General features: G+C 69.6%; 26 protein-coding genes. 15 read left to right on the forward strand and 11 right to left on the reverse strand.

Annotated elements, in window-relative coordinates; genetic code table 11:
* The first annotated feature begins 115 nt into the window (after positions 1-115).
* Entirely contained in the window at positions 116-1,117 is a 1,002-nt protein-coding gene (locus tag HRC28_RS13480) for a DUF4192 domain-containing protein (RefSeq protein ID WP_182376024.1), read from the forward strand.
* On the forward strand, positions 1,110-2,570 hold the full coding sequence (locus HRC28_RS13485) for a glutamate-cysteine ligase family protein (RefSeq protein WP_182376025.1): 1,461 nt from the start codon (positions 1,110-1,112) through the stop codon (positions 2,568-2,570). Before HRC28_RS13480 ends, HRC28_RS13485 begins: the two co-directional genes overlap by 8 nt.
* A 13-nt stretch (positions 2,571-2,583) precedes the next feature.
* On the opposite strand, the gene HRC28_RS13490 is transcribed toward HRC28_RS13485, so the two are convergent.
* Entirely contained in the window at positions 2,584-3,024 is a 441-nt protein-coding gene (locus HRC28_RS13490) for a hypothetical protein (RefSeq protein ID WP_182376026.1), read from the reverse strand.
* 76 nt (positions 3,025-3,100) lie between these two features.
* On the opposite strand from HRC28_RS13490, the gene HRC28_RS13495 reads away from it, so the two are divergent.
* Complete coding sequence (locus tag HRC28_RS13495) at positions 3,101-3,931, forward strand: sulfurtransferase (RefSeq protein WP_182376027.1); 831 nt, start codon at positions 3,101-3,103, stop codon at positions 3,929-3,931.
* Here HRC28_RS13495 and HRC28_RS13500 read toward each other — a convergent pair.
* From HRC28_RS13500 to HRC28_RS13520, 5 genes are all read right to left on the reverse strand, one after another.
* The gene (locus HRC28_RS13500) at positions 3,912-5,957 is read right to left on the reverse strand and encodes an SDR family oxidoreductase (RefSeq protein WP_182376028.1); all 2,046 of its coding nucleotides are present in this window, start codon (positions 5,955-5,957) and stop codon (positions 3,912-3,914) included. The genes HRC28_RS13495 and HRC28_RS13500 overlap by 20 nt on opposite strands.
* 33 nt (positions 5,958-5,990) lie before the next feature.
* On the reverse strand, positions 5,991-6,983 hold the full coding sequence (sepH, locus tag HRC28_RS13505; RefSeq protein ID WP_182376029.1) for a septation protein SepH: 993 nt from the start codon (positions 6,981-6,983) through the stop codon (positions 5,991-5,993).
* Between the two features lie 185 nt (positions 6,984-7,168).
* Positions 7,169-7,570 carry a YchJ family metal-binding protein gene (locus tag HRC28_RS13510; RefSeq protein ID WP_182376030.1) on the reverse strand — a complete coding sequence of 134 codons (402 nt, stop codon included), beginning with the start codon at positions 7,568-7,570 and terminating at the stop codon, positions 7,169-7,171.
* Positions 7,571-7,576: 6 nt separating this feature from the next.
* Entirely contained in the window at positions 7,577-8,905 is a 1,329-nt protein-coding gene (locus HRC28_RS13515) for a D-arabinono-1,4-lactone oxidase (RefSeq protein WP_182376031.1), read from the reverse strand.
* Complete coding sequence (locus HRC28_RS13520) at positions 8,865-10,091, reverse strand: MFS transporter (RefSeq protein WP_182376032.1); 1,227 nt, start codon at positions 10,089-10,091, stop codon at positions 8,865-8,867. Before HRC28_RS13520 ends, HRC28_RS13515 begins: the two co-directional genes overlap by 41 nt.
* Positions 10,092-10,123: 32 nt before the next feature.
* On the opposite strand from HRC28_RS13520, the gene HRC28_RS13525 reads away from it, so the two are divergent.
* The 4 genes from HRC28_RS13525 (at position 10,124) to HRC28_RS13540 (ending at position 12,725) form a co-directional block, all read left to right on the forward strand.
* Complete coding sequence (locus HRC28_RS13525; protein WP_182376033.1) at positions 10,124-11,236, forward strand: ferrochelatase; 1,113 nt, start codon at positions 10,124-10,126, stop codon at positions 11,234-11,236.
* The gene (locus tag HRC28_RS13530; protein ID WP_182376034.1) at positions 11,233-12,024 is read left to right on the forward strand and encodes an inositol monophosphatase family protein; all 792 of its coding nucleotides are present in this window, start codon (positions 11,233-11,235) and stop codon (positions 12,022-12,024) included. Before HRC28_RS13525 ends, HRC28_RS13530 begins: the two co-directional genes overlap by 4 nt.
* Before the next feature lie 135 nt (positions 12,025-12,159).
* Complete coding sequence (locus HRC28_RS13535; RefSeq protein WP_182376035.1) at positions 12,160-12,450, forward strand: DUF4193 domain-containing protein; 291 nt, start codon at positions 12,160-12,162, stop codon at positions 12,448-12,450.
* Positions 12,451-12,494: 44 nt separating this feature from the next.
* A complete protein-coding gene (locus HRC28_RS13540; RefSeq protein ID WP_182376036.1) occupies positions 12,495-12,725 on the forward strand; it encodes a hypothetical protein in 231 nt (76 codons plus the stop codon).
* Here HRC28_RS13540 and HRC28_RS13545 read toward each other — a convergent pair.
* Both HRC28_RS13545 and HRC28_RS13550 read right to left on the reverse strand, forming a co-directional pair.
* Positions 12,715-13,014, reverse strand: coding sequence for a DUF4235 domain-containing protein (locus HRC28_RS13545; RefSeq protein ID WP_182376037.1), 300 nt, complete (start codon positions 13,012-13,014; stop codon positions 12,715-12,717). The genes HRC28_RS13540 and HRC28_RS13545 overlap by 11 nt on opposite strands.
* A 9-nt stretch (positions 13,015-13,023) precedes the next feature.
* Positions 13,024-13,494 (reverse strand): DUF3093 domain-containing protein, encoded by a 471-nt coding sequence (locus tag HRC28_RS13550; RefSeq protein WP_237111475.1) that lies wholly within the window; start codon positions 13,492-13,494, stop codon positions 13,024-13,026.
* A 51-nt stretch (positions 13,495-13,545) separates the two neighbouring features.
* Here HRC28_RS13550 and dut point away from each other — a divergent pair, with 51 nt between their 5' ends.
* The 4 genes from dut to HRC28_RS13570 all read left to right on the forward strand — a co-directional run bounded on the left by dut (position 13,546) and on the right by HRC28_RS13570 (position 15,808).
* Positions 13,546-14,007 (forward strand): dUTP diphosphatase, encoded by a 462-nt coding sequence (gene dut, locus HRC28_RS13555; RefSeq protein ID WP_182376039.1) that lies wholly within the window; start codon positions 13,546-13,548, stop codon positions 14,005-14,007.
* Positions 14,008-14,061: 54 nt separating this feature from the next.
* Complete coding sequence (locus tag HRC28_RS13560; RefSeq protein WP_182376040.1) at positions 14,062-14,706, forward strand: DUF3710 domain-containing protein; 645 nt, start codon at positions 14,062-14,064, stop codon at positions 14,704-14,706.
* Between the two features lie 86 nt (positions 14,707-14,792).
* The gene (locus HRC28_RS13565) at positions 14,793-15,080 is read left to right on the forward strand and encodes an OB-fold nucleic acid binding domain-containing protein (protein WP_237111854.1); all 288 of its coding nucleotides are present in this window, start codon (positions 14,793-14,795) and stop codon (positions 15,078-15,080) included.
* Positions 15,077-15,808 (forward strand): DUF3159 domain-containing protein, encoded by a 732-nt coding sequence (locus HRC28_RS13570; protein WP_202033077.1) that lies wholly within the window; start codon positions 15,077-15,079, stop codon positions 15,806-15,808. Before HRC28_RS13565 ends, HRC28_RS13570 begins: the two co-directional genes overlap by 4 nt.
* 41 nt (positions 15,809-15,849) lie before the next feature.
* Here HRC28_RS13570 and HRC28_RS13575 read toward each other — a convergent pair whose 3' ends face one another.
* Together HRC28_RS13575 and HRC28_RS13580 are read right to left on the reverse strand one after the other, a co-directional pair.
* The gene (locus HRC28_RS13575) at positions 15,850-16,524 is read right to left on the reverse strand and encodes a TrkA family potassium uptake protein (protein ID WP_182376042.1); all 675 of its coding nucleotides are present in this window, start codon (positions 16,522-16,524) and stop codon (positions 15,850-15,852) included.
* A gap of 14 nt (positions 16,525-16,538) precedes the next feature.
* Positions 16,539-17,204 (reverse strand): TrkA family potassium uptake protein, encoded by a 666-nt coding sequence (locus HRC28_RS13580; protein ID WP_182376043.1) that lies wholly within the window; start codon positions 17,202-17,204, stop codon positions 16,539-16,541.
* A gap of 44 nt (positions 17,205-17,248) precedes the next feature.
* Between HRC28_RS13580 and HRC28_RS13585 the strand changes: the two genes are divergently transcribed.
* Complete coding sequence (locus tag HRC28_RS13585; RefSeq protein WP_182376044.1) at positions 17,249-19,300, forward strand: APC family permease; 2,052 nt, start codon at positions 17,249-17,251, stop codon at positions 19,298-19,300.
* Positions 19,297-20,451 carry a TRAM domain-containing protein gene (locus HRC28_RS13590; RefSeq protein WP_182376045.1) on the forward strand — a complete coding sequence of 385 codons (1,155 nt, stop codon included), beginning with the start codon at positions 19,297-19,299 and terminating at the stop codon, positions 20,449-20,451. Before HRC28_RS13585 ends, HRC28_RS13590 begins: the two co-directional genes overlap by 4 nt.
* Here HRC28_RS13590 and HRC28_RS13595 read toward each other — a convergent pair.
* Positions 20,433-21,008, reverse strand: coding sequence for a dihydrofolate reductase family protein (locus HRC28_RS13595; protein WP_182376046.1), 576 nt, complete (start codon positions 21,006-21,008; stop codon positions 20,433-20,435). The two genes, HRC28_RS13590 and HRC28_RS13595, sit on opposite strands and share 19 nt — an antisense overlap.
* 148 nt (positions 21,009-21,156) lie before the next feature.
* On the opposite strand from HRC28_RS13595, the gene HRC28_RS13600 reads away from it, so the two are divergent.
* A complete protein-coding gene (locus HRC28_RS13600) occupies positions 21,157-23,049 on the forward strand; it encodes an ABC transporter ATP-binding protein (protein ID WP_182376047.1) in 1,893 nt (630 codons plus the stop codon).
* A gap of 132 nt (positions 23,050-23,181) precedes the next feature.
* Positions 23,182-25,860: an aconitate hydratase AcnA gene (gene acnA, locus HRC28_RS13605; RefSeq protein WP_182376048.1), complete on the forward strand. Its 2,679-nt coding sequence runs from the start codon at positions 23,182-23,184 to the stop codon at positions 25,858-25,860.
* Positions 25,861-25,923: the final 63 nt, after the last annotated feature.

Raw genomic sequence — 25,923 nt, forward strand, 5'->3', positions numbered from 1 at the left:
CACCGGGGACGGTCCTGTCCCTGAACTGTCCACAGCGGCGTTCCCGGTGGCCGCGCGTGCACAGCCTGCTGGCGGTGAGGGGTCCGCGGTCGGAGTCCGCCGGGACCGTTCCGGCATGACAACAACACCCGCCACCCTGACCGTTCGAAGCCCCGAGGACCTGCTGGCCATCGCCCCGGTCCTGCTGGGTTTCTGGCCCGAGGACTCCGTCGTGATGATGACCTTCGGTGCCGATCGCCCCTTCCACGCCCGGGTCGACCTGCCGCCACTGGACGCACAGACGCTGGTCGTGCGCCGCGAGCTCGACGAACTGCTGTTGGGCCCGGCCCGACGTCACCACGCGCAACAGGTGGTGCTGCTCTACTTCGGCGCCGACCGTGCCGCCGCGATGGCCGCTCACCGGGTCCTGCGCCGTGGGTGCCGCCGGTCGGGGATCGCGGTCGTGGCCGGGCTGTTCGCCGACGGGGAGCGGTGGGTCGACCTCGACAGCCCGGCACGGCCATCGCCCGGGACGCCGTACGACGTCTCGGCGCACCCGTTCGTCGTCGAGGCGCTGGTGAGCGGCCGCCTCAGCCACCGCAGCAGGGCCGATCTCGCGGCATCGCTCGACCCGGACCTGCCGGCGGTCACCCGGGTGCAGCGGGCCCTCGTGTCCGGCGGCTTCGCTGACGAGGACATGCCGACCGACGGGCGTGCCATCCGGCGTAAGGGCAGATGGGTCGAGCGCCACGTCGCCGAGTTGGTCGCCGCTGGTGCGGAGCCGTCCGACGACGTGGCCGCGCGACTCCTGTGGGTGATGCAGGCGACCCGGGTCCGGGACGCGGCGTGGTCGCTGATCACGCGACGCACGGCCGAGGCGCATGTCCGGTTCTGGTCCGACCTCGTGCGCCGCGCGCCGACTCCGCTCGTCCCGGCGCCCGCTGCGCTGCTGGCGTGGGCGGCGTGGCAGGCCGGCGACGGCGCGAAGGCGTGGGTGGCGCTGGACCGCTGCGGGGAGGTGGCGCCCGACTACGCGATGGCGGCGTACCTCGGCTCGCTCCTGCAGCAGGCGGTGCCGCCCGACTTCTGGGAAGGGGGATTCGACTGGTCGCTGGGTCTAGGGTCGGTGCATGGGTGACGCCGTCGCTGCACAGGAGTTCACGCCCGCTGACCGGACCCGCTACCGGGAGAAGGTTCGGCGCTGCCTCGACGTGTTCGAACGGATGCTGCGCGAGTCTGCGTTCGACACCGATGATCCCTGGACCGGGCTGGAGGTCGAGCTCAACCTGGTCGACGACGCGGGCGACCCGGCGTTGCGCAACGCCGAGGTACTCGATGCCATCGCCGATCCCGACTTCCAGACCGAGCTCGGCCAGTTCAACATCGAGCTCAACCTGGCGCCGGGCCCACTGGCCGGCGGGGGACTGGAGGCCTACGAGGCGCAGCTGCGCGCGAGCCTGAACGCGGCCGAGGAGAAGGCGGCACCGCTGGGTGCGCACCTCGTGATGATCGGCATCCTGCCGACGCTGCGCCCCGAGCACCTGCAGGCCGAGGCCATCAGCGCCAACCCGCGGTACCAGCTGCTCAGTGAGCAGGTGCTGCGCGCCCGGGGCGAGGACATCAGCATCGACATCCAGGGCGTGGAGCGCCTGGCGACCACGGTGGACACGATCGTCCCCGAGGCGGCGTGCACCAGCACCCAGCTGCACGTGCAGGTCAGCCCGGAGCGGTTTGCGTCGTACTGGAACGCCTCGCAGGCGATCGCCGGCATCCAGCTCGCGGTGGGCGCCAATGCGCCGTACCTCCTCGGCAAGCACCTGTGGTCCGAGACCCGGATCCCGCTGTTCGAGCAGGCCACCGACACCCGCGGCGAGGAACTCAAGGCGCAGGGCGTGCGGCCGCGCGTGTGGTTCGGCGAACGGTGGATCACGTCGGTTTTCGACCTCTTCGAGGAGAACGTCCGCTACTTCCCGGCGCTCCTTCCGGTCATTGACGAGGAAGATCCGCTGACCGTCCTGGAGGCCGGCGGAACGCCCAACCTGTCCGAGCTCCGCCTCCACAACGGCACGATCTACCGCTGGAACCGGCCGGTCTACGACATCAGCGGCGGCCTCCCACACCTGCGCGTCGAGAACCGGATCCTCGCCGCGGGCCCGACGGTCGTCGACACCGTCGCCAATGCCGCGTTCTACTTCGGGCTGGTCCGGGCCCTCGCGGAGAACGAGCGTCCGCTGTGGTCACAGATGTCGTTCAGTGCTGCCGAGGAGAACTTCCACACCGCGGCCCGGCACGGCATCGATGCCGAGGTCTACTGGCCGGGCCTGGGCCGGGTGCGCGCCACCGAGCTCGTCGTACGACGCCTGCTGCCGCTGGCACATGACGGACTCGCCGCCTGGGGCGTTGGCTCGGCCGAGGCCCACAAGTACCTCGACGTCATCGAGCAGCGTTGCCTCACGGCGACCAACGGGGCCGACTGGTTCGTCCGCCAGGTGCAGCAGCGGGAGAGCGACGACCGTGCGGACGTGCTGCGTGCGGTGCTCGGTGACTACCGCGCGCGGATGCACGACAACCAGCCCGTACACACCTGGTGAACCAGAACTACAACTAGCCCGCTGGCTCGGCCGCGCGCAGGCGGGACCACACCCGACCGGCGCCGGACCGGGGGTCGCGCCACGACCGGCGAGTCACGACGACCAGGTCCAGGCGCACGTTGAGCTCGCCCGACGCCGCGCCCACGGCGGCCGCCCAGGCGAGGTCCTCGGTGTCCGGCCCGGAGTCCGCCCGCGTCAGCCAGGTCAACGGCACGACGTCGCGCTCCAGACTGGAGCGCGCCATCGCCTCCAGCACCTCGACGCGCAGAGCCAGGTCGAGGTGGTCGTCGGGACCGATCTCGAAGGTGCACACCTCCCCGCCGGGGACGCCGACGTGCAGGACAGGCGGATGCACGCGGCGCCGCTCGGTGCGGGCGTGGCTGATCACCGCTCCGCGCAACACCCGTTGCAGCAGGAGCGGCAGTGGCTCCTGGAGTCCCGTGCCCCTCGACATGGGGATCAGCGTGCCGGATCGCACTGCTCTGCGCGTCCGTCCTCCACAGGCCGCCGGTGGCTCGTAGATTGCGGTCATGGCCCGCCCTCTGATCGATGTTGCCGACCTCGCCGACCTGGTCGAGCGGGGTGATCCGGTGACGATCCTCGACGTCCGCTACCGGATGGGCGGACCGCCCGGACCGGAGGAGTTTGCCGCGGGCCACGTCCCCGGGGCGTCGTACGTCGACCTCGACACCGACCTCGCGTCCCCACCGGGACTGCGGGGGCGCCACCCGCTGCCGGACTCGGCCGCCTTCGAGGCCGCCATGCGCCGGGTGGGGGTCAGCAACGGCCGCCCCGTGGTCGTGTACGACGACTGGTCGGCCCATGCCGCGGCGCGCTGCTGGTGGCTGCTGCGCCACCACGGCCACCGCGACGTGCGGGTCCTCGATGGCGGCTGGGCAGCCTGGACGGCGGCCGGCCTGCCGGTCGCGACTGGTGGGGAGGCGGAAGCGGCGCCTGGCAACTTCACTGCCCATACGGGCGACCTGACGACGGTGACGGCCGGGAACGTGCAGGGTGTGTCGATCGTCATCGACGCCCGTGCACCGGAGCGCTACCGCGGCGAGGTCGAGCCGATCGATCCCGTCGCCGGCCACATCCCGGGCGCGGTGAACGTCCCGACGGCCCGCAACCTCGGGCCCGACGGACGGTTCCTGCCTGCAGCCGACCTGAAGGCGACCTATGCCGAGGTCGGCGCGGTGGCGGGTGCCGACATCGCGGTCTACTGCGGGTCCGGGGTCACCGCGGCCCACGACGTCCTCGCGCTGGAGGTCGCCGGGGTGGCCGCGGCGCTCTACCCCGGCAGCTGGAGCGAATGGGTGGCCGATCCCGGCCGACCCGTGGCTACCAGTGCACGCCCCTGAACAACTGGGCGAGCAGCATCTGCTCGGTCTCGCGGCGGTTCGACTCCGGAGCCTCCTCGGCTGCGGCTGCGGCCGGTGAGGTGGTCTCCTTGCCCTTGGCGGCAGCCGAGTCCGGGAACACCTGGTAGGCCAGGTTCAGCACCCGGAACGCCGTCTTCGGAGCGAGGGTGTGTGCGAGTGCACCCGCCGTACCGAACGACGTGTTGATCTCGTGCGGCTTCTCGACCATGGCCCGGATCACCACGTCGGCGGCCTGGGACGGCGAGATGGTGGGGAACTTGTCGTACATCTTCGTCGGCGCGATCATCGGCGTCCGCACCAGCGGCATGTGCACGTTGGTGAAGGTGATGCCGTGGCCGACGACCTCGGAGGACACCACGTTGCTCCAGGCGTCGAGCGCTGCCTTCGAGGCGACGTAGGCCGAGAACCGGGGCGGGTTGGTCTGCACGCCGATCGAGGAGATGTTGACGATGTGGCCGGACCGCTGGGTGTGCAGTTGCGGCATCAGGCCGATCAGCAGCCGGATGGCTCCGAAGTAGTTCAGCTGCATCGTGCGCTCGAAGTCGTGGAAGCGGTCCTGTGAGAGCTTCAGGGACCGGCGGATCGAGCGGCCGGCGTTGTTGATGACGAAGTCCACGCTCGGCAGGTCGCGGACGATCTGCTCGCACAGGCGGTCGATGGCCTCGAGGTCGGACAGGTCGCAGGGGAACACGTGGGCCTGGCCGCCGCGGCTCTCGATCGCGGACTTGATGTCCTCGAGCTTCTCCTTGCCCCGGGCCACCAGCACCGGGATGCCGCCAGCCTGGGCGACCTTGAACGCCACGACCTTGCCGATGCCCGAGGAGGCGCCGGTGATGACGACGTACTTGTCCTTCAGCGCGGCGATCGCCTTCGGGTCACGCGCGAGCGTGTCGTCAAGGTTCTCCTCCCAGTGCGCCCACAGGGCCCGGGCGTAGGTCTCGAGCGGTGGCACGCTGATGCCGGAGCCGGCCAGCGCCTTCTCGGTGATCCGCGAGTCGAAGACCGACGGGAACGACGTGTGTGCCAGCGCCTCGGCGGGCAGCCCGAGGCGACCGAGCGTCTGGTCCAGCGCCATCTGGCCCGGAGCTGAGCGGACCACGGCCTTGATCATGTTGCTCGGGCGCAGCTGGCGGGGGATCAGGCCCAGCGGGCCCGCGCTGGTGACATTGCGGTCGATCGGCGTCGCGAAACGGGGCGCACCGGCCGCCGTACAGAAGGCGTTGATCATCTCGGCGACCGGCTGCGGCTCCGGGTAGACCAGGTGGAACGCCTCGCCGTCGCGGTCGGGGAGGTGGGCGAGGTGGTCCATCGCCTTGGCGACGTAGTCGACGGGGACGATGTTGGTGTCACCGAGGTCGACGCCGACCAGGGGCAACCACGACGGCAGGTTGTCCCGCAGGCGCTTGATCAGCGGGAACATGTAGTACGGGCCGTCGATCTTGTCCATCGCGCCGGTCTCGGAGTGCCCGACCACGATCGCGGGCCGGTAGATCCGCCACGGGATGGTGGCTTCGTCGCGGACCAGCTTCTCGGAGGCGTACTTCGTGCGGTGGTACGGCGACGGGAAGGGCTGGCCCTCTTCGAACATCGTCTCGTCGAACCGGCCGTGGTAGTCGCCGGCCGCGGCGACCGAGGACACCTGGTGGAAGCAGCCGGCCTCCAGGCGCTCCGCGAGCCCGAGCGCGTGGCGGGTGCCATCGATGTTCATGGCGTCGTTCGTCGCGTCGTCCGCGGTGATGTCGTAGATCGCGGCGAGGTGGAAGAAGTGCTTGATCGAGCCGATGTGTTCGCTGATCCACTCGGGGTCGACGCCGAGGTTGTCCTTGCTCAGGTCGCCCAGGACCGGGCGGACCCGGGTCGAACCCGACGTGCGGATCAACGCCTCCATCTTCTTGAGGGAGGAGGGGCGGACCAGTACGTAGATCGGCCCCTCGCGTTGGTCGAGCAGGTCAGCGACGAGGTGGCGACCGATGAAACCGGTCGCGCCGGTGACGAAATAAGCCATGCGCGCAGGTTACGCCCCGGTAGGCCCAGATGGTCAGGCTTGGTCCGAGCCGCCGAACATGATTTCGTCCCAACTCGGAACCGACGCGCGGCCGCGCTTCTTCTGCACCGCACGGCGGTGGCGGGCAGCCTCCGCCTCGCGCTCGGCCTCGGTGGGGGCAGAGTCGACCACGAGTGGCTGGTCGGCCGTCGCACGAATTGGTTCGTCGTACTCGACGGCGGCAGCGGCAGGTGCCTCCACGGCGACCTCTGCGGCCTCGCTGGCGACCAGGTCGAGGGCATCGTCGCCGAGCGGGAGGGTGGCGTTCAGGTCGCCGCCGAGGGGCAGTTCCTCGGCCGGCACCGAGGAGAGTCGGCGTTCGCGGACCTGGCGCAGTTCGTCGCGCGCAGCGGGCACCTCGGGGGTCTCGAGGACCTCGCCGATGAGCCAGCGGGCGTCGTCGTTGTCGGTGAGGACGTAGTTGCCCGGTGCGTCATAGGTGAAGCGGGCGGTGCCATTGCGCTCGCCGGACGTGTAGGTGCCAGTGAGCACCCACCGGCCGGTCTCGCGGCGGTAGGCGTCCCACGTCACGCCGGTCGGGTCGGCACCGATGGCACGCAACTGCGCAGCCACGGCATCCCCGAGCACCCGGCTCTGCGTGTGGGCCGTTGTCTCACCCGGAGTACGACGGATCGACGCCTTCTGCGCACGCTCGGCGACGTGCTCGCGCTCGGCGAGGACCGGCGCGATGTAGGGCATGATCGCGTCCACCGTGGTGCCGGCTGCCTGCGCGACGGTCTCCGCGGTCTCGCCTGCGCGGATGCGGATCTGGATCTCGCGGGGACGGATGCTGCTGCTCATCTTGATCTCCAACTGGCCGAGACGGGTGGTCTCACCGCGCACCGCTGCGCGGAGGTCGGGCGTGATGCCGAGCGTGAACTCGGCGCCCTGGTCGTCCACCAGCAGCAGGCGCTGACGGTCGGGACTGATGCCGGCGAGATCAAGTCGGGACGAGCCGTTGCCGGCCTGGTCCGCCTTGTCCGCCATCGTTTCCTCGGTTGTCTGCCTGGGGGAGTCCTGCCTGGTGCCGGGATGGTGCTCCGGTTCGGACGAGCCTACGCCCGGGGAACCCCCGGATCGGGTTGCTGCCCCGGCGTGTGGCGACGTGTCGACATTTTGCCCCGGCGTCGATCGAGTCAGTGTGGAGCGCTTCGGGCCGGTCGAGGCGGCGGTCACGACCACACGGCCCGGCCGCGGACGTACTGCCAGCCCTCGTTGTCACGCCGGAACCGGCTGGTCTCGTGCAGGTTGCCCGGCACCCCGTCGCGGAGGTAGTGCGCCCGGAACTCGACCACACCGCGTCGATCGGTCGGCCCGCCGGCCTCGGTCGCGAGCACCTCGAGGCCGGTCCAGCGCAGCGCATCGTCGAAGTCGAGTGACTCCGGTCGGGTCGCCGGGTGCCAGGTCGCGAGCAGGTACGTGGCGCTGTCGGGCCCACCGACCACGAACGCGGAGTACCGCGAGCGCATCAGTTCCTCGGCCGTTGCCGGCGTCGCGGCGCCCCGGTGGAACGGGCGGCAGCAGACGTCGTACGCCTTGCTGGACCCGCAGGGACAGGCCTTCGTCGTACTCACGCCTGATCAGGCGCCGAGGACGCGGTCGAGGTAGGGATTGGTGAACACCCGGTCCGGGTCGAGGCGGTCCCGCACCGCGAGGAAGTCGCCGAAGCGGGGATAGAGGGGCGCGAGGTCGCCAGCGTCCAGCGAGTGCAGCTTGCCCCAGTGCGGCCGGCCCCCGTGGTCGCGCATGACGGCCTCCATCAGCGCGAAGTACGCCGTGTGGTCGGCGCGGTGGTGGGTGTGGAACGCGAGGTAGAACGAGTCGCGACCGTACGACGTCGACAGCGGTACGTCGTCCGCGGGCGCCACCCGGATCTCCACCGGGAACGACACGGAGAGCCCGGACCGCTCGAAGGCTGCGCGGCACTCGCGCAGCGCGGTCAGGCCGGCCTCGCGGGGCACGGCGTACTCCATCTCACGGAAGACCACGCGCCGCTCGGTGGTGAAGACCCGGTGGGCGACATTCGAGTAACTGCGCGCTCCGATCATGCGTGCGGCGAAGCGGTTGGCGGCGGGGATCGCGCGCGGTGCGACGTTGAGGGCCGCGGTTTGCGCACCGAACACCGTGTTGGCGAGCAGGTCGTCGTCGAGCCAGGACCGCCAGCGGGGCAACGGTTCGGCGACCGAGAGGTCGGTGCCGCTGCGGGTGTAGCTCTTGGTCAGCAGCCGGTCCGCGTGCGGGAACCAGTACATGTCGACGTGGTCGTTCGCGGCGGTCAGGTCGTCGAAGCCGGCCATGCCCTCGTCCCACGACATCGGCTTCTCCTCGGCACGGAGCACGAAGAGCGGCTCGACGGCGAAGGTGATCGAGGTCAGGACGCCGAGCGCTCCCAGGCTCACCCTGGCCAGGTCGAGGACGTCGGGGTTCTCGGAGGCCGAGGCCTGCAGCACCTCGCCCGTGCCTGTCACCAGTTCCAGTCCGACCACCTGGGCGGCCAGTCCCGAGGCCCGCCCGCCGGTCCCGTGGGTGCCGGTCGAGATCGCACCCGCGAGGGTCTGCTCGGCGATGTCACCCATGTTGTGCAGGCTCAGCCCGAGGCGTTCCAGCTCGGCATTGAGGACCTTGAGCTGGGTCCCGGCCAGCGCCGTGACGGTCATCGCGTCACGATCGACGGAGAGGATCCCGCGCATCCGGTCGGGCAGGAGGTGGACATGCTCGGGCTTCGCGATCGCGGTGAAGCTGTGCCCGGTGCCGGCGGCCTTGACGGTCCGGCCGGCCGCGCGCGCCTCGACGACGGCCGCGCGAACCTCCTCGGCGCTGGCGGGCGTGATCACCTGCAGGCCGGAGGCCGACTCGAGGCCGGACCAGTTACGCCAGGTGTTCGGAGGGGTCCGGTGCCGCGTGCTCATGGGACGGCACCGTAGCCGGAACCCGGGTGGCCAGTGCGCCGACCAGGGCAAGGGCACCGCCGACGGCGCAGACGAGGTACGCCGGCGAGGCTCCTTCGGCGTCGATCAGCACTCCCGCGACAGCGGCACCGGGAGCCAGCCCCGCGGCGAGACCGGTGCCGATGATGGCCATGCCCTCGGTCAGCCGGGCGGGCGGCAGCACCTGCTCGGCGAGCGACATGGTGGCGATCAGGGTCGGTGAGATGGCGAAGCCGCCGACGAGCAGCACCACGCCCATCACCGGGATGGACGGCACCAGCGGCAGGGGAGCCATGGCCAGGAGCATGCCGAACGCGCCCACCCGTAGCCGCACGAGCGGTCCGTGGCGCCACACGATGGCGCCGGACACGACACCGGCCACGAGGCTGCCGAACGCCCAGATCGCCAACAGGAAGCCGGCGGCGGACTTGCGGCCGTTCTCGTCAGCGAAGGCAACGGTGACGACTTCGGCTGCACCGAACAGGATGCCGAGTGCCGCGGCGACGACGGTGAGCGGCGCGATCGCGGCCCACGGGATCGGCGGACGGACGCCGTCGGCGGCCGTCGGTGGGTGCGCGGGCGGCTCGGTGCCCCGCTGTGCGGCGAAGGCGTAGGTCCCGAGCACGCCGGCGATCAGCGCTGCCCCGAGTCCGGCCAGGGGGTGGACAGCGGTCGCCAGCATGGTCACGGCGATCGGGCCGACGAGGAACACGGTCTCGTCGGCGACCGCCTCGAAGGAGAACGCGGTGTGCAGGCGCTCGGGCCGGTCCGCGAGCGTGTGCGACCAGCGGGCCCGGACGCAGGTGCCGACGGACGGCAGAGCCGCGCCCGCGACGGCGGCGCAGGCATAGGTGGTCCAGACCGGCCAGTCCCAGCGCAACGAGCCCATCGCCAGGACCAGTCCGATGCCCCACACGGTGATCACGGCGGGCAACACCCGGCTCTGCCCGATGCGGTCGAGCAGGCGGCCCTGCGGGATCGCGAACAGGGCGTTGGCGATCAGCGCCACCGCAGACACCGAGCCGGCGAACCCGTAGGACCCGGTCTCGTGCTCGGCGAGCAGGACGATCCCGAGGCCGACCATGGAGATCGGCAGTCGCGCGACCAGGCCGGTCACGCTGAACAGCGCCGTGGAGGGCGTGAAGATCTGACGGTAGGACTCAAGCATCGCCCCTGCATCCTGCTCCCTACGATGGGGGCGTGCCGAATCCGGAGCCCGACGTCCAGCGCCCGACCGATCCGTACGACGCAGTGCTGCTGGTGTCCTTCGGCGGACCCGAGCAACCGGAGGACGTCGTCCCGTTCCTCGAGAACGTCACCCGTGGCCGCGGCATCCCGCGCGAACGACTCGAGGTCGTCGGCCAGCACTACTTCGGCTTCGGCGGGAAATCGCCGATCAACGACCAGAACAAGGCGCTGATCGCCGCCCTCGAGGCCGACTTCGCCGAACACGGGATCGACCTGCCGGTCTACTGGGGCAACCGCAACTGGGCGCCCTACCTCGGCGACACGGTCGCGCAGATGGCGTCCGACGGGGTGCAGCGAGCGCTCTGCGTCCTCACCTCCGCCTACTCGTCGTGGTCCAGTTGTCGGCAGTACCGCGACAACATCGCGGCCGCCATCGAGGCAGTGCCGGACGGTCTCACCGCACCGCGGCTCGACAAGGTGCGGGCCTACTACAACCACCCGGGCTTTGTGCAGGCGACTGTCGACGGGATCCTGGCCTCCCTGGCCGACCTGCCCGCGGAGGTCCGCGACGGAGCGCGGCTACTCTTCGTGACCCACTCGATCCCGCTGTCCATGAATGACAACAGCGGTCCGGGAGGACAGGGCGCGTACACGGCCCAGCACCTCGACGTCGCCGCGGTCGTCGCGCAGCTCGTCGCGGAGAGCACCGGGGTCCGGCACGACCACGAGCTGGTCTACTGCTCCCGCTCGGGCTCCCCGCACACGCCGTGGCTGGAGCCCGACGTCAACGACCGGCTCGAGGAGCTGGCAGGCGGGCCCGACACCCCGTCTTCTGTCGTGCTCATCCCCGTCGGCTTCGTCTCGGACCACATGGAGGTCGTCTACGACCTCGACACCGAGGCTCTCGCCACGGCAGAGAAGCTCGGCATCGCTGCCCGGCGCTCCCCGTCGGCCGGCACCCACCCTGCCTTCGTGAGCGCCCTGCGCGACCTGGTCCTCGAGCGAGCCGCCGCCGAACGAGGAGCCGACGTCACTCGCGCCTGTGTCGGCACCCGGGGACCGGTGGCGGACGTCTGCCCCGTGGACTGCTGCCTCGCGGCCCCGGCACCGGCCGGGCGGCCGTGAGCTCCGCCGAGGAGCTCCTCGAGCTCGCGTTGTCCGTCGGCCACCAGGCCGCCGCCCTCGTGCGTGACCACGCGACCCGCAAGGTCGAGGTCGCCGCGACCAAGACGAGCGACATCGACGTGGTCACCGCAGCCGACCGGGCCACCGAGGAACTGATCCGCCGGCTCATCCACCACGCCCGACCCGATGACGCCTTCCTCGGTGAGGAGGGCGATGACCTCGCGGGCACCTCGGGCGTGCGGTGGATCGTCGATCCGATCGACGGCACCGTGAACTTCCTCTACGGCATCCCGGAGTACGCCGTCTCCATCGCCGCCGAGGTCGACGGGGAGGTCGTCGCTGGCGTCGTCATCGACGTTGCCAAGGAAGTGGTCTATACCGGCCACGTCGGGGGAGTCGCGGCGCGCAACGGGGTGCCGGTCGTCGTACGACCTCCGGCACTGCTGGCACATCGCCTGATCGCCACCGGGTTCAACTACACGCGTCCGGTCCGCGAGATCCAGGCAGCTGCAGCGGCCCGTCTGCTGCCCGAAGTACGTGACATCCGACGCACCGGTTCCTGTGCGCTGGACCTCTGCCGGGTCGCCGAAGGAGCGCTCGACGGGTACGTCGAGGAGGGCGTCCACGCGTGGGATCACGCCGCCGGCGGACTGATCGCCCGGCTCGCCGGAGCAGAGACCCTGGTGACCGTGGGAGCCGCCGGAACCGAGGCCATGGTGTGTGGCCCTCGTCACGGGTTCAGGGAGTTGCTGGTGGCCGTACGATCGGCGGGGTTCCTTCGGGAATAGTCAGCAGCAATTGGCTGTTCTGGCGACTCGCATCCACCCGGGTATCGCAAACCGATCCCGATGGTGCACAATCTGCCGCGCTGCACCGCACGACCAGTGCGGAAGCCGGCCAGTCAAGGGGAGAGGGGATCCGTCATGGCGACTGACTACGACGCACCACGCAAGAACGAGGACGAACAGTCCGAAGAGAGCATCGAGGAGCTCAAGGCTCGCCGCCACGACAAGAACTCCGGCAAGGTCGACGAGGACGAGACCGAGGCCGCCGAATCATTCGAGCTGCCCGGTGCTGACCTGTCGCACGAAGAGCTCGCTGTCGAGGTCAAGCCCAAGCAGGATGACGAGTTCACCTGCATGAACTGCTTCCTCGTGCACCACCGCAGCCAGCTGGCTGACGCAAAGAAGATGATCTGCCGCGATTGCGCCTGATGGCGTAGGGCAATCCGTCGGGGCCGCCGCGTCGAATCATCGACGTGAGCGATCCCGACACCCTGTTCGCAAGCAGCAGCGTGCCCCGGCATCTGGTCCGGGGCGCGGTCGGCCTACCGATGATGGTGGCGGCCTTCGTGTTGATCCCGTGGGTCGGGCCGTGGGCGTTGCTCCTCGTGCTGCCCAGCGCCTTCCTGCTGCGCGGTTGCCCGACCTGCTGGGCGCTGGGCCTGGCGCAGACCTGCGCCGTCCGTCGAGGTTCGATCAGGCCTTGACGTCGGCATCCTTCTGGAGCGGCTTGGGCAGGTGGCCGGTCGACCGGGCGTAGTAGCCGGCGGCGCGGCGCTGGGCGAGCATCTTCGCCAGGGCGACGAACGTCCCGCTCGCGGCGGCCCAGGCAACTGCTTCCCAGACGTTGACGTCCGGGTCGGCCGGATTGGCCGGCGGGTTCTTGCCGGTCGCAGCCTTCCAGCCGGTGTCGAGTCCCTTCTTCGCCACTGCCGCCGCACCGAGTGCGGAGACGAGCGAGAACGTCGACCAGATCTTCGAGCTGTCCTTTGCCATGCCGCGAGCCTACTGGCCCGAGCGGGCCAATGAGTTGAGGGCACCAGCGAGCGCCTTCGGGTGGCGCGAGCTCACGAGCCAGTACGGCGCCGGGTCGGCCGGATCGGTGATCTCCACCTTGACCGAGCGCTTCAGGTACGGGCGCAGCAGCAGATAGGCCCGGGCATCGGCGTCCCGACCGGACACCCGGCGGGTCTCCTCGGCGTCCAGCGGCTCCGCGGCCCCGATGTACGTCGCCTCGATCCGGGCCCGGCCCGCGCGGAACGAGCCCTCACCCACGACGAGCCGCGCGTCGCCGTACCAGAACAGGCAGACGGCGAGCAGGCCCAGCGCGACGCCCGTGATGATCCAGGGAGCGGGGCCGGGAACGGCCACGACCACGGTCAGCCACAGGGTGGCGACCAGCATCGTGCCCTGCGCCCACCAGCGCAGCGGCACGCGCAGCCGCTCGTGGTACGCCCTCGGGGCTGTCTCGCTCACGCCGAGGATGATTCCATCCGGGTGCGGGCACTCGATCGTTAGGGTCTCCCCGTGCCCCATGACGACACCGACCTCGTGATCGCGGTCCAGCAACTCGATCCCGACCTGCCGCTGCCCGGCTACGCCCACCCCGGCGACGCCGGCGCCGACCTGTTGTCGACCGTCGACGTGACCCTCGCACCGGGGGAGCGCGCCCTGGTCCCGACCGGGATCGCGATCGCGTTGCCCGACGGTTTCGTCGCGCTGGTGCACCCGCGTTCGGGTCTGGCCGCGCGCCACGGACTGTCGATCGTGAACACCCCGGGCACCGTCGACGCGGGCTACCGCGGCGAGATCAAGGTGCTCCTGATCAACCACGACCTGGTCGACACCATCGTTCTCAAGCGTGGTGACCGAATCGCCCAACTGGTCATCCAGCGCTTCGAGCGAGCGCGATTCCAGGCAGTTGATGCCCTTCCCGACAGCGTTCGTGGGAGCGGAGGCTACGGTTCTACTGGAGGGTTCGGTGCGTAAGACCCGCCGGTCGAACGCACGGTCCATTCCGGTGGACCCGAAGAGGAGGACACAGTGAGGTTGCGGCGCAAGGATGCCGACGCGATCGCCGACGAGGCGACCGCTGACGACTCATCCGTCGAGACGACGGAAGAGAACGAGGCTGCAGGCCCCTACGACGTCGACGAACTGCCCGAGGACGGGGTGGACAGGCTGGACCTGGGCGCCCTGCTCGTGGCGCCGCTGGCCGACCGTGAGGTGCGGGTCCAGGTCGACGAGAAGTCCGGCGCGGTCCGTGCCGTTCTGCTCGCCACCGATTCCGGTGCGCTGGAGTTGCGTGCCTTCGCTGCCCCCCGCAACGGCGACCTCTGGAGTGAGATCCGCCCCCAGATCGCTGCCGACACCGCGCGCCGTGGTGGCACGGCCACCGAGCGCGAGGGCCGTTTCGGCACCGAGCTCGTGTGCGAGGTCAAGATGACCCGCGCCGACGGCGCTGCCGGCACCCAGACCTCTCGCGTCATCGGCGTCAACGGCCCGCGGTGGCTGCTGCGCGCGACGCTTCTCGGCGACCCCGCCCGCACACCCGACGAGGCCGCTGACTGGGAGTCCGCGATCGCCCAGGTCGCCGTGCGCCGTGGTGCGCACGCCATGCCCGTCGGTGAGCAACTCCCGCTGACGCTGCCCGAGGGTGCGCAGCCGAAGGCTGTCCCCGCGAGCTGAGGACGACTCCCGTGGGCACCAACAAGAGCCGGTTGCGCCGGACGATCAGCAAGTGGGCGAACCCCGAAGAGGCCGACGCCCGCGACCTGCGCAAGACCTACACCGGCGACGGGGTGGTCTGCATCGGTGACGCCCCGGACCGGGAGAAGGTGCGACTGCGCGGCACGTTGCGCACCGTCACGCTCCGACCGCGTGGTGGCGTGCCCGCCCTCGAGGCCGAGTTGTACGACGGCACGGGCACCGTGACCGTGATCTGGCTGGGTCGACGCCGGATCGCCGGCATCGGCCCGGGCCGCGGCCTGGAGGTCTCCGGACGCGTCAGCACCCAGGACGGCGCCCGCATCCTCTACAACCCGCGCTACGAGTTGCTGTGAGCGCCGTACCCGACCACCTCGGGGTGGACACGGTCGAAGCGCTGGTGCGCCGCCAGTTGGCTGCCGCGTTGGGTGGCCGGCGTGGCCTGATCGAGGCGGCCGTTCCGGGCATCGTGTTCACCGTCCTGTGGCTGACGACCAAGGAACTCCAGTGGGCGCTGATCGCGAGCCTCGTTGTCGCCGGTGCGGCACTGCTGGCGCGGATCGTGCAGCGCAGCAGTCCCCAGTACGTCCTGAACGCGATCTTCGGCATCGGCATCGGCTGGGTCTTCGTTCGCCTGGCAGAGAACTCCGGTGGCTCGGAGTCCGACCAGGCGCTGGCGTTCTTCCTGCCCGGGATCCTGATCAGCCTCGGCTACACCGTCGTGCTCGGCGCGAGCTGTCTGGCGGGCTGGCCAATGCTGGGCTTCATGCTCGGCAGCGTCACCGGCGATGCGACGGCGTGGCACAAGGACAAGCAGATCGTGAAGCTGTGCAACCGGCTCACCTGGGTGATGTTGCTGCCGGGCGCGTTCGGCGTCCTGCTGCAGGGCCCGGTGTGGTTGCTGGGCCGCAACGGCACGATCGACGCCGACCACGCCGTCGTGGCGATCCTGGTGCTGCGCACCGGGCTCGGCTGGGTGCTCCGGATCGGCTCGTGGTCGGCCATGATCTGGCTGCTGGCGCGCAATGCGACGCCGCTGGAGCAGGCTTCGGAGCCTGCCGCGGACGCCAAGGTCGTCGAGTAGCTGCCGGTGGTTGAGGTGCGAGCGCAGCGAGCCTCGAAACCCTACTTCGCCGGGTGCGCCGACGGCGCGAGCATCCGCTCGAGCTCGTCCTCGGCCTCGGCGGGAACCACGAACAGCAGTTCGTCGCCTGCCTCCACCGGCTGCTCGGGAGCCGGCACGTAGACCTGTCCGTCGCGCAGGATGGTGACCAGGGCGCAGTTGTCCGGCAGCGGGATCAGACCCGCGGCCTTGCCGACGTACGGCGAATCGGACGGCAGTGTCATCTCGACCAGGTTGGCGTTGCCCTGGCGGAAGGTGAACAGCCGGACCAGGTCGCCGACCGTCACGGCTTCCTCGACGAGCGCGGTGATGATGCGCGGGGTCGACACGTTGACGTCGACGCCCCAGGCCTCGGTGAAGAGCCACTCGTTGTTCGGGTGGTTCACCCGACCGACCGTGCGGGGCACGCCGAACTCGGCCTTGGCCAGCAGCGAGGTGACCAGGTTGGCCTTGTCGTCGCCCGTCGCGGCGATGACGACGTCGCACTTGTCGAGGCGCGCCTCCTCGAGCGAGGACAGCTCGCACGAGTCGGCCAGCAGCCACTCCGCGTCCGGTACGCGTTCGGGCCGGATGGAGCTCGGCGACTTGTCGATGAGCAGCACCTCGTGACCGTTCTCGATCAACTCGCGCGCGATCGAACGACCGACGGCACCTGCACCTGCGATGGCGACCCTCATGGTGTCTGTTCTCCCTAGCCTTCGTGCTCGGGGCCGCGGCTGAGCACGTCGTAAGCGTGTTGTGCGTTGTCTTCGCGGGTGACCAGGTGGAGCATGTCGCCCTCCTGGATGACGCTCTCGCGGTCGGGGAGCATGCCCTCGCCGAGCCGGTCGATCCACGCGACGCGGCAGCGGCCCTGCTCCTGGAGCTGGCCGACGCGCGCGCCGACCCAGACCTCGGTCACGGGGATGTGGTCGACCCGGACGGTGCCCGAGGGGTCACGGAAGTCCGGTTCGGCGCCGACCGGAAGGATCCGGCGCAGCACCTGGTCGGCCGTCCACTTGACCGTGGCGACCGTCGTGATGCCGAGCCGCTGGTAGACCTCGGCGCGGCCGGGGTCGTAGATCCGGGCAACGACCTGCTGGATTCCGAAGGTCTCGCGGGCAACGCGCGCCGCGATGATGTTGGAGTTGTCGCCGCTGGACACCGCGGCGAACGCGTCGGCGCGGCGGATACCGGCCTTCTCCAACACTTCCTGGTCGAACCCGATGCCGGGGATCTTGTCGCCATTGAACCCGGGCCCGAGGCGTCGGAACGCGTCAGGCTCGGTGTCGATGATCGACACCGTGTGGTTTCTGTCCTCGAGGCTGCGCGCCAATGTCGAGCCGACGCGGCCACATCCCATGATCACGACGTGCACGGTGAGCACGCTATAGCACCGGGCATGCCCTACGGTTGTCGATCGTGGGTGTCGGAGACGTCTCGAAGCGCATTCTGTTGGGTCGCAAGCTCCGCAGCGCACAGTTGGGGGAGACCCTTCTTCCCAAGCGCATTGCGCTTCCCGTCTTCGCGAGCGATGCGCTCTCCTCGGTGGCGTACGCCCCGGACGAGGTCTTCATCATGCTGGCGATCGCCGGCGCGACCCAGTACGTCTGGTCCTGGAAGATCGCGATCGCGGTGGCGCTGGTGATGATGGCGGTGATCGCGTCGTACCGCCAGAACGTGCACGCCTACCCCTCCGGTGGCGGCGACTACGAGGTCGCCACGGTCAACCTCGGTCGTACGGCGGGCATGACGGTCGCCAGTGCCCTTCTGGTGGACTACGTCCTGACGGTGGCCGTGTCGATCTCCTCGGGTGCGCAGTACGCCGCCGCGGCGATTCCTGCGTTCCAGCACCACGAGGCCACGGTGGCCAGCGTGCTGGTCCTGCTGCTGATGGCGATGAACCTGCGCGGCATCCGCGAGTCCGGCTCGTTCTTCGCCGTACCGACCTACCTGTTCATGTTCGCGATCCTGGGCATGTGCGCCTACGGCTTCATCGAGATGGCCTACGGCACCCTGCCCCTCGTCGAGAGCGCGGATCTCGAGATCGCGCCGAAGGAGGGCTGGGACGAACCGCTCACCACCTTCGGGCTGATGATCCTGCTCGCCCGCGCGTTCTCGTCGGGTTGTGCTGCGCTGACCGGCGTCGAGGCGATCTCGAACGGGGTGCCGGCCTTCAAGCGGCCCAAGTCGCAGAATGCCGCCACGACGCTGCTGCTGCTCGGCATGATCGCGATCACGATGATCGTCAGCGTCATCGTGCTGGCCAAGCAGATGGGGTTGAAGTACGTCGACCCGCATGAGCTCGAGCGGCTCACCCGCAACGGGGAGGCGCTGCCTGACAACTTCGACCAGCACACCGTGATCGCCCAGATCGCGCGGGCGATCTTCCAGGACTTCAGCCCGGGCTTCTACTTCGTGGTGACAGTCACCGGGATCATCCTGGTGCTCGCGGCCAACACTGCCTTCAACGGCTTCCCGGTGCTCGGCTCGATCCTCGCCCAGGACGGGCTGGCCCCACGCGCGCTCGGTGCCCGTGGAGACCGGCTCGCCTACAGCAACGGCATCGTCTTCCTCGCGCTGATGGCGATCGCGCTGATCGTCGCCTTCGACGCAGAGGTGACCAAGCTGATCCAGCTCTACATCGTCGGCGTGTTCGTGTCGTTCAACCTGAGTCAGCTCGGGATGATCCGGCACTGGACCCGACACCTCGAGACCGAGCGCGACCCGGCGGAGCGGCGCCGGATGATGCGTTCCCGCATCATCAACGCGATCGGCCTGTCCTTCACCGCTGTCGTGCTGGTCGTCGTGCTGCTGACCAAGTTCCTCGCGGGCGCCTGGATCGCCATCCTTGCGATGGCGTTCTTCTTCGCCGTGATGAAGGGCATCAAGGGCCACTACGACAAGGTCGCCGGTGAACTCGCAGCCGACGACGAGGACAGCATCCTGCCCACCCGGGTGCACGCGATCGTCTTGGTCTCCAAGCTGCACAAGCCGACCCTGCGGGCACTGGCCTTCGCCAAGGCGACCCGTCCGAACGCGCTCGAGGGTGTCTACGTCTCGGTCGACCAGAAGGACACGGCGCGGCTGCTGGAGGAGTGGGACGACCGCAACACCGGCATCCCGCTCAAGGTGCTCCATTCGCCGTACCGCGAAGTGGTCAAGCCGATCGTCGAGTACGCCGCCGCGATCCGCCGTGCGAACCCCCGCGGAGTGGTTGCGGTCTACATCCCCGAGTACGTCGTCGGTCGCTGGTGGGAGCAGTTCCTGCACAACCAGACCGCGCTGCGGCTCAAGGGCCGCCTGCTGTTCAGCCCTGGCGTCATGGTCATCTCGGTGCCCTACCAGTTGCGGTCCTCCGAGATCGCGCTGGAGCGCGAGCAGCGCGAGGACCAGCGGGTCCGTCCCGGCGACCTGCGTCGTGGTCGCGTCAGCGACCGCTCGGACCGACAGACCCGTAAGACCCGCAAGTGAGCCGGCCGCCGGCACGACGTACCCGCGTCCGCAAGGCGCGCGGTGCGTCGGCGGTCGGTGAGCGGTTCGAGGCCGAGATCGGCCCGGTCGCCCACGGCGGGCACTGTGTCGCCCGTGTCCGGATCGCCGGCGAGGAGCAGACCCGCGTCGTCTTCGTCCGCCATGCGCTCCCGGGCGAACAGGTGGTCATCGAGATCACCGAAGGCACCGAGGGCGACCGGTTCTGGCGCGGTGACGCGGTCGAGGTGACCACGCCCTCGCCCGACCGGGTCGAGGCACCCTGCCGGTACGCCGGCCCCGGACTCTGCGGTGGTTGCGACTTCCAGCACGTCGCACTCGATGCGCAGCGCCGACTCAAGGGCGACGTCGTCCGCGAGCAGTTGCGCCGGCTCGCCGGCCTCGACGTCGAACTGACCGTCGAGGCCGTCCCCGGCGACACCGACGGACTCAGGTGGCGGACCCGCCAGCGCTACGTCCCTCTGGCCGGCGGTGTCCTGGGGATGCGCAAGCACCGCTCCCATGACGTCATCCCCGTCGAGGAATGCCTGCTCGCCGCACCCTCCGGGCCGTCGTACGACGTCCGGGGGCGTGCGTTCGAAGTGGCGGACGGTGGCTTCTGGCAGGTCCACCCCGGTGCCCCCGAAGCGCTGGTCGACGCCGTACTGACGGCCCTGGCGCCACAGCCGGGGGAGTCGGCCCTCGACCTCTATGCGGGCGTCGGCCTGTTCAGCCGGTTTCTCCTCGAAGCCGTGGGTCCCGACGGTCGGGTCGCCGCGGTCGAGGGCGACGCTGCGGCATCGAGCCTCTCGCTCGTCAACTGCCCCGGGCTACAGGCGACGGCGGGTGACGTCGGCGCCGTCCTGTCCGGTGGTCTCCCGCAGGTGTGGGACAGCACAGACGTCGTGGTCCTCGACCCTCCGCGCGCTGGAGCGAAGCGAGCGGTCGTCGAGGAGGTCGTGCGCCGGGCGCCCCGCGCTGTCGCCTATGTCGCCTGTGACCCGGCTGCGCTGGCCCGTGACGTCGCGATCTTCGCCGAGCACGGCTACCGGCTCACGAGCGTGCGGGCCTTCGACCTGTTCCCGATGACGCACCACGTGGAGTGCGTGGCCCTGCTGGAGCCCGTCGAACCGGATCAGCGCACGACGTCGTAGCAGAGCTTCTGCACGCCGTTGGCATAGGTCGCGCTCTCGACCAGTGCCAGCTTCTGACGGTCCTTGGCGGTCTCGCTCCACATCCGCTTGCCCTCGCCGAGGACCCACGGGAACACGAGCAGGTGGTAGCGGTCGAGGAGTCCGGCGTCCGCGAGGCCGCGCGCCAGGCTGGCCGAACCGTGGATCGAGATCGGGCCGCCGTCGGTCTCCTTGAGGGCGGCGACGTCCGCGAACGTACGCAGGATGGTGGTGTCGCCCCAGTTGTCGACGAGGTCCTCGTCCTGCAACGTCGACGAGACGACGTACTTGGGCATGGCGTTGTACTTCGGGAACTCGACCGTCATCTTCGGCCAGACCGGTGAGAACGCCTGGTAGCTGACCCGTCCGAGCATCAGCGCGCTCGCCTCTTCCTGCTCGCGGGACTTCAGTTCGTAGACCTCTTCGAGGAAGTCGATGCCCTGGAAGGTCCAGCCGCCGTTGGGGTAGTCGGCCTCCGGGCCGGGTGCCTGGACGACGCCGTCGACAGAGACGAAGGCGGTGTAGATCAGGGTGCGCATGGTGACCTCCTGGGGTCGGTTGGGGGGCGCTTCCATCCTCTCCACGAACCGGTGGCGGTCGATACGACAGACACGCGGAAAATCTTTCCAACGATTCGGGTGCACCCGACTTGTCCTCAAGTCGACTTGAGGTCCTACCGTCAGGTGCATGAGCATGGAATCAGTCGCGATGGGCCAGATGTTCCGAGCGATGCACGCGTCGGACGAGCGACGGGACTTCAGCTGGGAGACCGCCCGCCGGATCTTCCGCTTCGCACGGCCGCAACGGCGCCAGCTGATCGGCTTCGTGGTGCTGAGTGTCGCGAGCTCCGCTCTCGCGGTCGCGACGCCGGTCCTCGCAGGCAAGGTCGTGAACGCGATCGTTGCGAGCGACCCTCGGGACGTCGTGGTCCGGCTGGCGCTGGCCATCGCCGGCATCGCCGTGCTGGACGCCGCGATGGGGCTGTGGTCGCGATGGTTGTCGTCGCGGATCGGAGAGGGTCTGATCCTCAACCTGCGCACGGCGGTCTTCGACCACGTCCAGCGGATGCCGATCGCGTTCTTCAGCCGGACCCGTACCGGCGCCCTGGTCAGCCGGCTGAACAACGACGTGATCGGGGCCCAGCGGGCCTTCAGCTCGACCCTGTCGGGCGTCGTGGGCAACCTGGTCACCCTCGCGCTGACCCTGGTGGTCATGATCGGGATCTCCTGGCAGGTCACCCTGCTGGCGTTGGTACTGCTGCCGGTCTTCGTGGTCCCGGCCCGACGGATGGGCAAGCGCCTGGCCGGGATCCAGCGGGAGGCGGCGGACCACAACGCTGCCATGGGCAACCAGATGACCGAGCGCTTCTCCGCCCCGGGGGCGACCCTGGTGAAGCTCTTCGGACGTCCGGAGCAGGAGTCGGTCGAGTTCGCGGCCCGCGCCCGCCGGGTCGCCGAGATCGGCGTCCGCACCGCCATGGTCCAGACGACCTTCATCACCGCTCTGACGCTCGTGTCGGCACTGGCCGTGGCCGTCGTATACGGCCTGGGCGGCAGCCTGGCGCTGCAGGGCACCCTGGACGCCGGTGACGTGGTGGCGCTGTCGCTGCTGCTGACCCGCCTCTATGCCCCGTTGACCGCACTCGCCAGCGCGCGGGTCGAGGTGATGAGCGCCCTGGTCAGCTTCGAGCGGGTCTTCGAGGTCCTCGACCTTGCGCCGCTGATCACCGACCGCCCGGGTGCCGGCAAGGTCGCGGACGGGCCGGTGGCCGTCGAACTGGTCGACGTCCGCTTCGCCTACCCGTCGGCCGACAAGGTCTCGCTCGCCTCGCTCGAAGCGGTGGCCACCCTCGACACGCGCGGCGGCGAAGAGGTCCTGCACGGCATCTCGCTGCGTGCCGAACCCGGTCAGGTCGTGGCCCTCGTGGGCTCCTCGGGCGCGGGAAAGTCGACGATCGCGCAGCTCGTCTCCCGTTTGTACGACGTCGATTCCGGCTCCGTGCGGCTTGCCGGCGTCGACGTACGCGACCTGACGGCGGAGTCGATCCGGGGAGCGGTCGGGATGGTGACCCAGGACGGGCACCTGTTCCACGACTCGATCCGCGGGAACCTGCTGCTCGCCCGTCCCGAGGCCACGGAGGCCGAGATCTGGGACGCGTTGACCCGTGCCCGGCTGGCCGATCTGGTCGGTTCGTTGCCCGACGGACTCGAGACGGTGGTGGGGGAGCGCGGCTACCGGCTCTCCGGTGGCGAGCGCCAGCGGCTGACGATCGCCCGGCTGCTGATGAAGCAGCCGCGGGTCGTGATCCTCGACGAGGCGACGGCGTCGCTGGACTCGACGTCCGAGGCGGCGGTGCAGGCTGCCCTGGCTGAAGCACTGGCCGGTCGGACGGCGCTGGTCATCGCGCACCGCCTCTCGACGATCCGCGCGGCCGATCAGATCCTGGTCGTCGAGGACGGCGAGATCGTGGAGCGCGGCACCCACACCGAACTGCTCGCGCAGGACGGGCGCTACGGCGAGCTCTACCGCACCCAATTTGCTGAGACGGATGGAATTCCGGCCCTTCCTGATGTATCTTGACGTCAAGAGATATCGAAGAACCGATGTCCGTGGGAAGTTAGGTCAGCCTCACTATCCGCGCCCCGCATGGCGGCGGCAGGATGCAGGGAAGACGTACCCCACACCGCGAAGTCGATGAGGACGGAGACCCGGATGCCCAGCAAGGACAGCTTCGGCGCCAAGAGCAATTTGGATGTGGACGGCAAGTCCTACGAGATCTTCCGTCTCGATGCGGTGACCGGTGAGGGCCTGGATGTTGCCAGCCTGCCGTTCTCGCTGAAGGTCCTGCTGGAGAACCTCCTGCGCACCGAGGACGGTGCCGACATCACCGCCGAGGACATCAAGGCCCTGGCCGGTTGGGACGAGACGGCAGAGCCCGACAAGGAGATCCAGTTCACGCCGGCGCGCGTGATCATGCAGGACTTCACCGGCGTGCCCTGCATCGTTGACCTCGCCACCATGCGCGAGGCGATGGCAGACCTCGGCGGCGACGCCACCAAGATCAACCCGCTGGCGCCCGCCGAGATGGTCATCGACCACTCCGTGATGGCCGACGTGTTCGGTACGCCCGAGGCGTTCGAGCGCAACGTCGAGATCGAGTACGAGCGCAACCGCGAGCGGTACCAGTTCCTTCGCTGGGGCCAGACCGCGTTCTCCGACTTCAAGGTCGTCCCGCCGGGCACCGGCATCGTGCACCAGGTCAACATCGAGCACCTCGCCCGCGTCGCGTTCACCCGGGAGGTCGACGGCGTGCTCCAGGCTTACCCGGACACCTGCGTCGGCACCGACTCCCACACCACGATGGTCAACGGCATCGGCGTGGTCGGCTGGGGTGTCGGCGGCATCGAGGCCGAGGCCGCCATGCTCGGCCAGCCGGTCTCCATGCTCATCCCGCGCGTCGTCGGCTTCAAGCTCAGCGGCGACCTGCCCGAAGGCACCACCGCCACCGACCTCGTGCTCACGATCACCGAGATGGTGCGCAAGCACGGCGTCGTCGGCAAGTTCGTCGAGTTCTACGGACCCGGCGTCTCCGCGCTGCCGCTGGCCAACCGCGCCACGATCGGCAACATGAGCCCCGAGTTCGGCTCCACGATCGCGGTCTTCCCGATCGACGAGGAGACCATCAAGTACCTCAAGCTGACCGGCCGCTCCGACGAGCAGCTCGCGCTGGTCGAGAGCTACGCCAAGGAGCAGGGCCTCTGGCACGACCCGTCGGCCGAGCCCCGTTACTCCGAGAAGCTGGAGCTCGACCTCGCCAGCATCGTCCCGAGCCTGGCCGGTCCGAAGCGCCCGCAGGACCGCGTCGAGCTGTCCAACGCCGCGGCCGCCTTCGCCGGTGAGCTCCCGGGCTACAGCTCGAACGTCGACGCGAAGATCCCCGTCACGCTTGCCGACGGCACCAGCTTCGACCTCGAGAACGGTGCGGTGACGATCGCCTCGATCACCTCCTGCACCAACACCTCGAACCCGTCGGTGATGATCGGTGCAGCGCTGCTCGCCAAGAAGGCCGTCGAGAAGGGCCTGACCCGCAAGCCGTGGGTCAAGACCACCCTCGCGCCCGGCTCGAAGGTCGTCAGCGACTACTACGAGAAGGCCGGCCTGACGCCGTACCTCGACAAGCTCGGGTTCAACCTCGTCGGCTACGGCTGCGTCACCTGCATCGGCAACTCCGGTCCGCTCATCCCCGAGGTCTCGCAGGCGATCAACGACAACGACCTCGCCGTCGTGTCGGTGCTCTCGGGCAACCGGAACTTCGAGGGCCGGATCAGCCCCGACATCAAGATGAACTACCTGGCCTCGCCGCCGCTGGTGGTCGCGTACGCGCTCGCCGGCTCGATGAAGGTCGACCTGTTCAAGGACCCGCTGGGCCAGGACCAGGACGGCAACGACGTCTACATGCGCGACATCTGGCCGAGCCCGGCCGAGGTCGAGGAGACGATCGCGATGGCGATCAACTCCGACATGTTCGGTGATTCGTACGCCGACGTGTTCGCCGGCGACGACCGCTGGCGTGCCCTGCAGACGCCTGAGGGTGCGATCTTCGAGTGGGACGAGAACTCGACGTACGTCCGCAAGGCGCCGTACTTCGACGGCATGTCGGACCAGCCGAGCCCGGTCACCGACATCGCCGGTGCGCGCGTCCTGCTGAAGCTGGGCGACTCGGTCACCACCGACCACATCAGCCCTGCCGGTGCGATCAAGAAGGAGTCGCCGGCCGGTCGCTACCTCGCCGAGCACGGTGTGGAGTCGCGCGACTTCAACTCCTACGGTTCGCGTCGCGGCAACCACGAGATCATGATTCGCGGCACCTTCGCGAACATCCGTCTCCGCAACCAGCTGGCTCCGGGCACCGAGGGTGGTGTCACCCGCGACCTCACGGTCGAGGGCGGCCCCGTCACCTCGGTCTACGAAGCCTCCGAGAACTACATCGCAGCGGGCATCCCGCTGGTGGTCCTCGCTGGCAAGGAGTACGGCTCGGGCTCGTCGCGTGACTGGGCGGCCAAGGGCACCTCGCTCCTGGGTGTCAAGGCCGTCATCGCGGAGTCGTACGAGCGGATCCACCGCTCGAACCTGATCGGCATGGGCGTCATCCCGCTGCAGTACCCCGCGGGCCAGAACGCCGAGTCGCTGGGCCTGACCGGCGAGGAGACCTTCTCCTTCACCGGCATCACGGCGCTCAACGACGGCGTCACCCCCGGCACCGTCAAGGTCAGCACGGACACCGGTGTCGAGTTCGACGCCGTCGTCCGGATCGACACCCCCGGTGAGGCGAACTACTACCGCAACGGCGGCATCATGCAGTACGTCCTGCGGAACCTGCTGAAGGCCTGACCTGTTCGACCGGCCCGTCCCTCCTCGTGAGGGGCGGGCCGTCGGCTTTTTCAATCCGGTCGC

The sequence above is a fragment of the Nocardioides sp. WS12 genome (assembly GCF_014108865.1).
Classification (GTDB): Bacteria; Actinomycetota; Actinomycetes; order Propionibacteriales; family Nocardioidaceae; genus Nocardioides.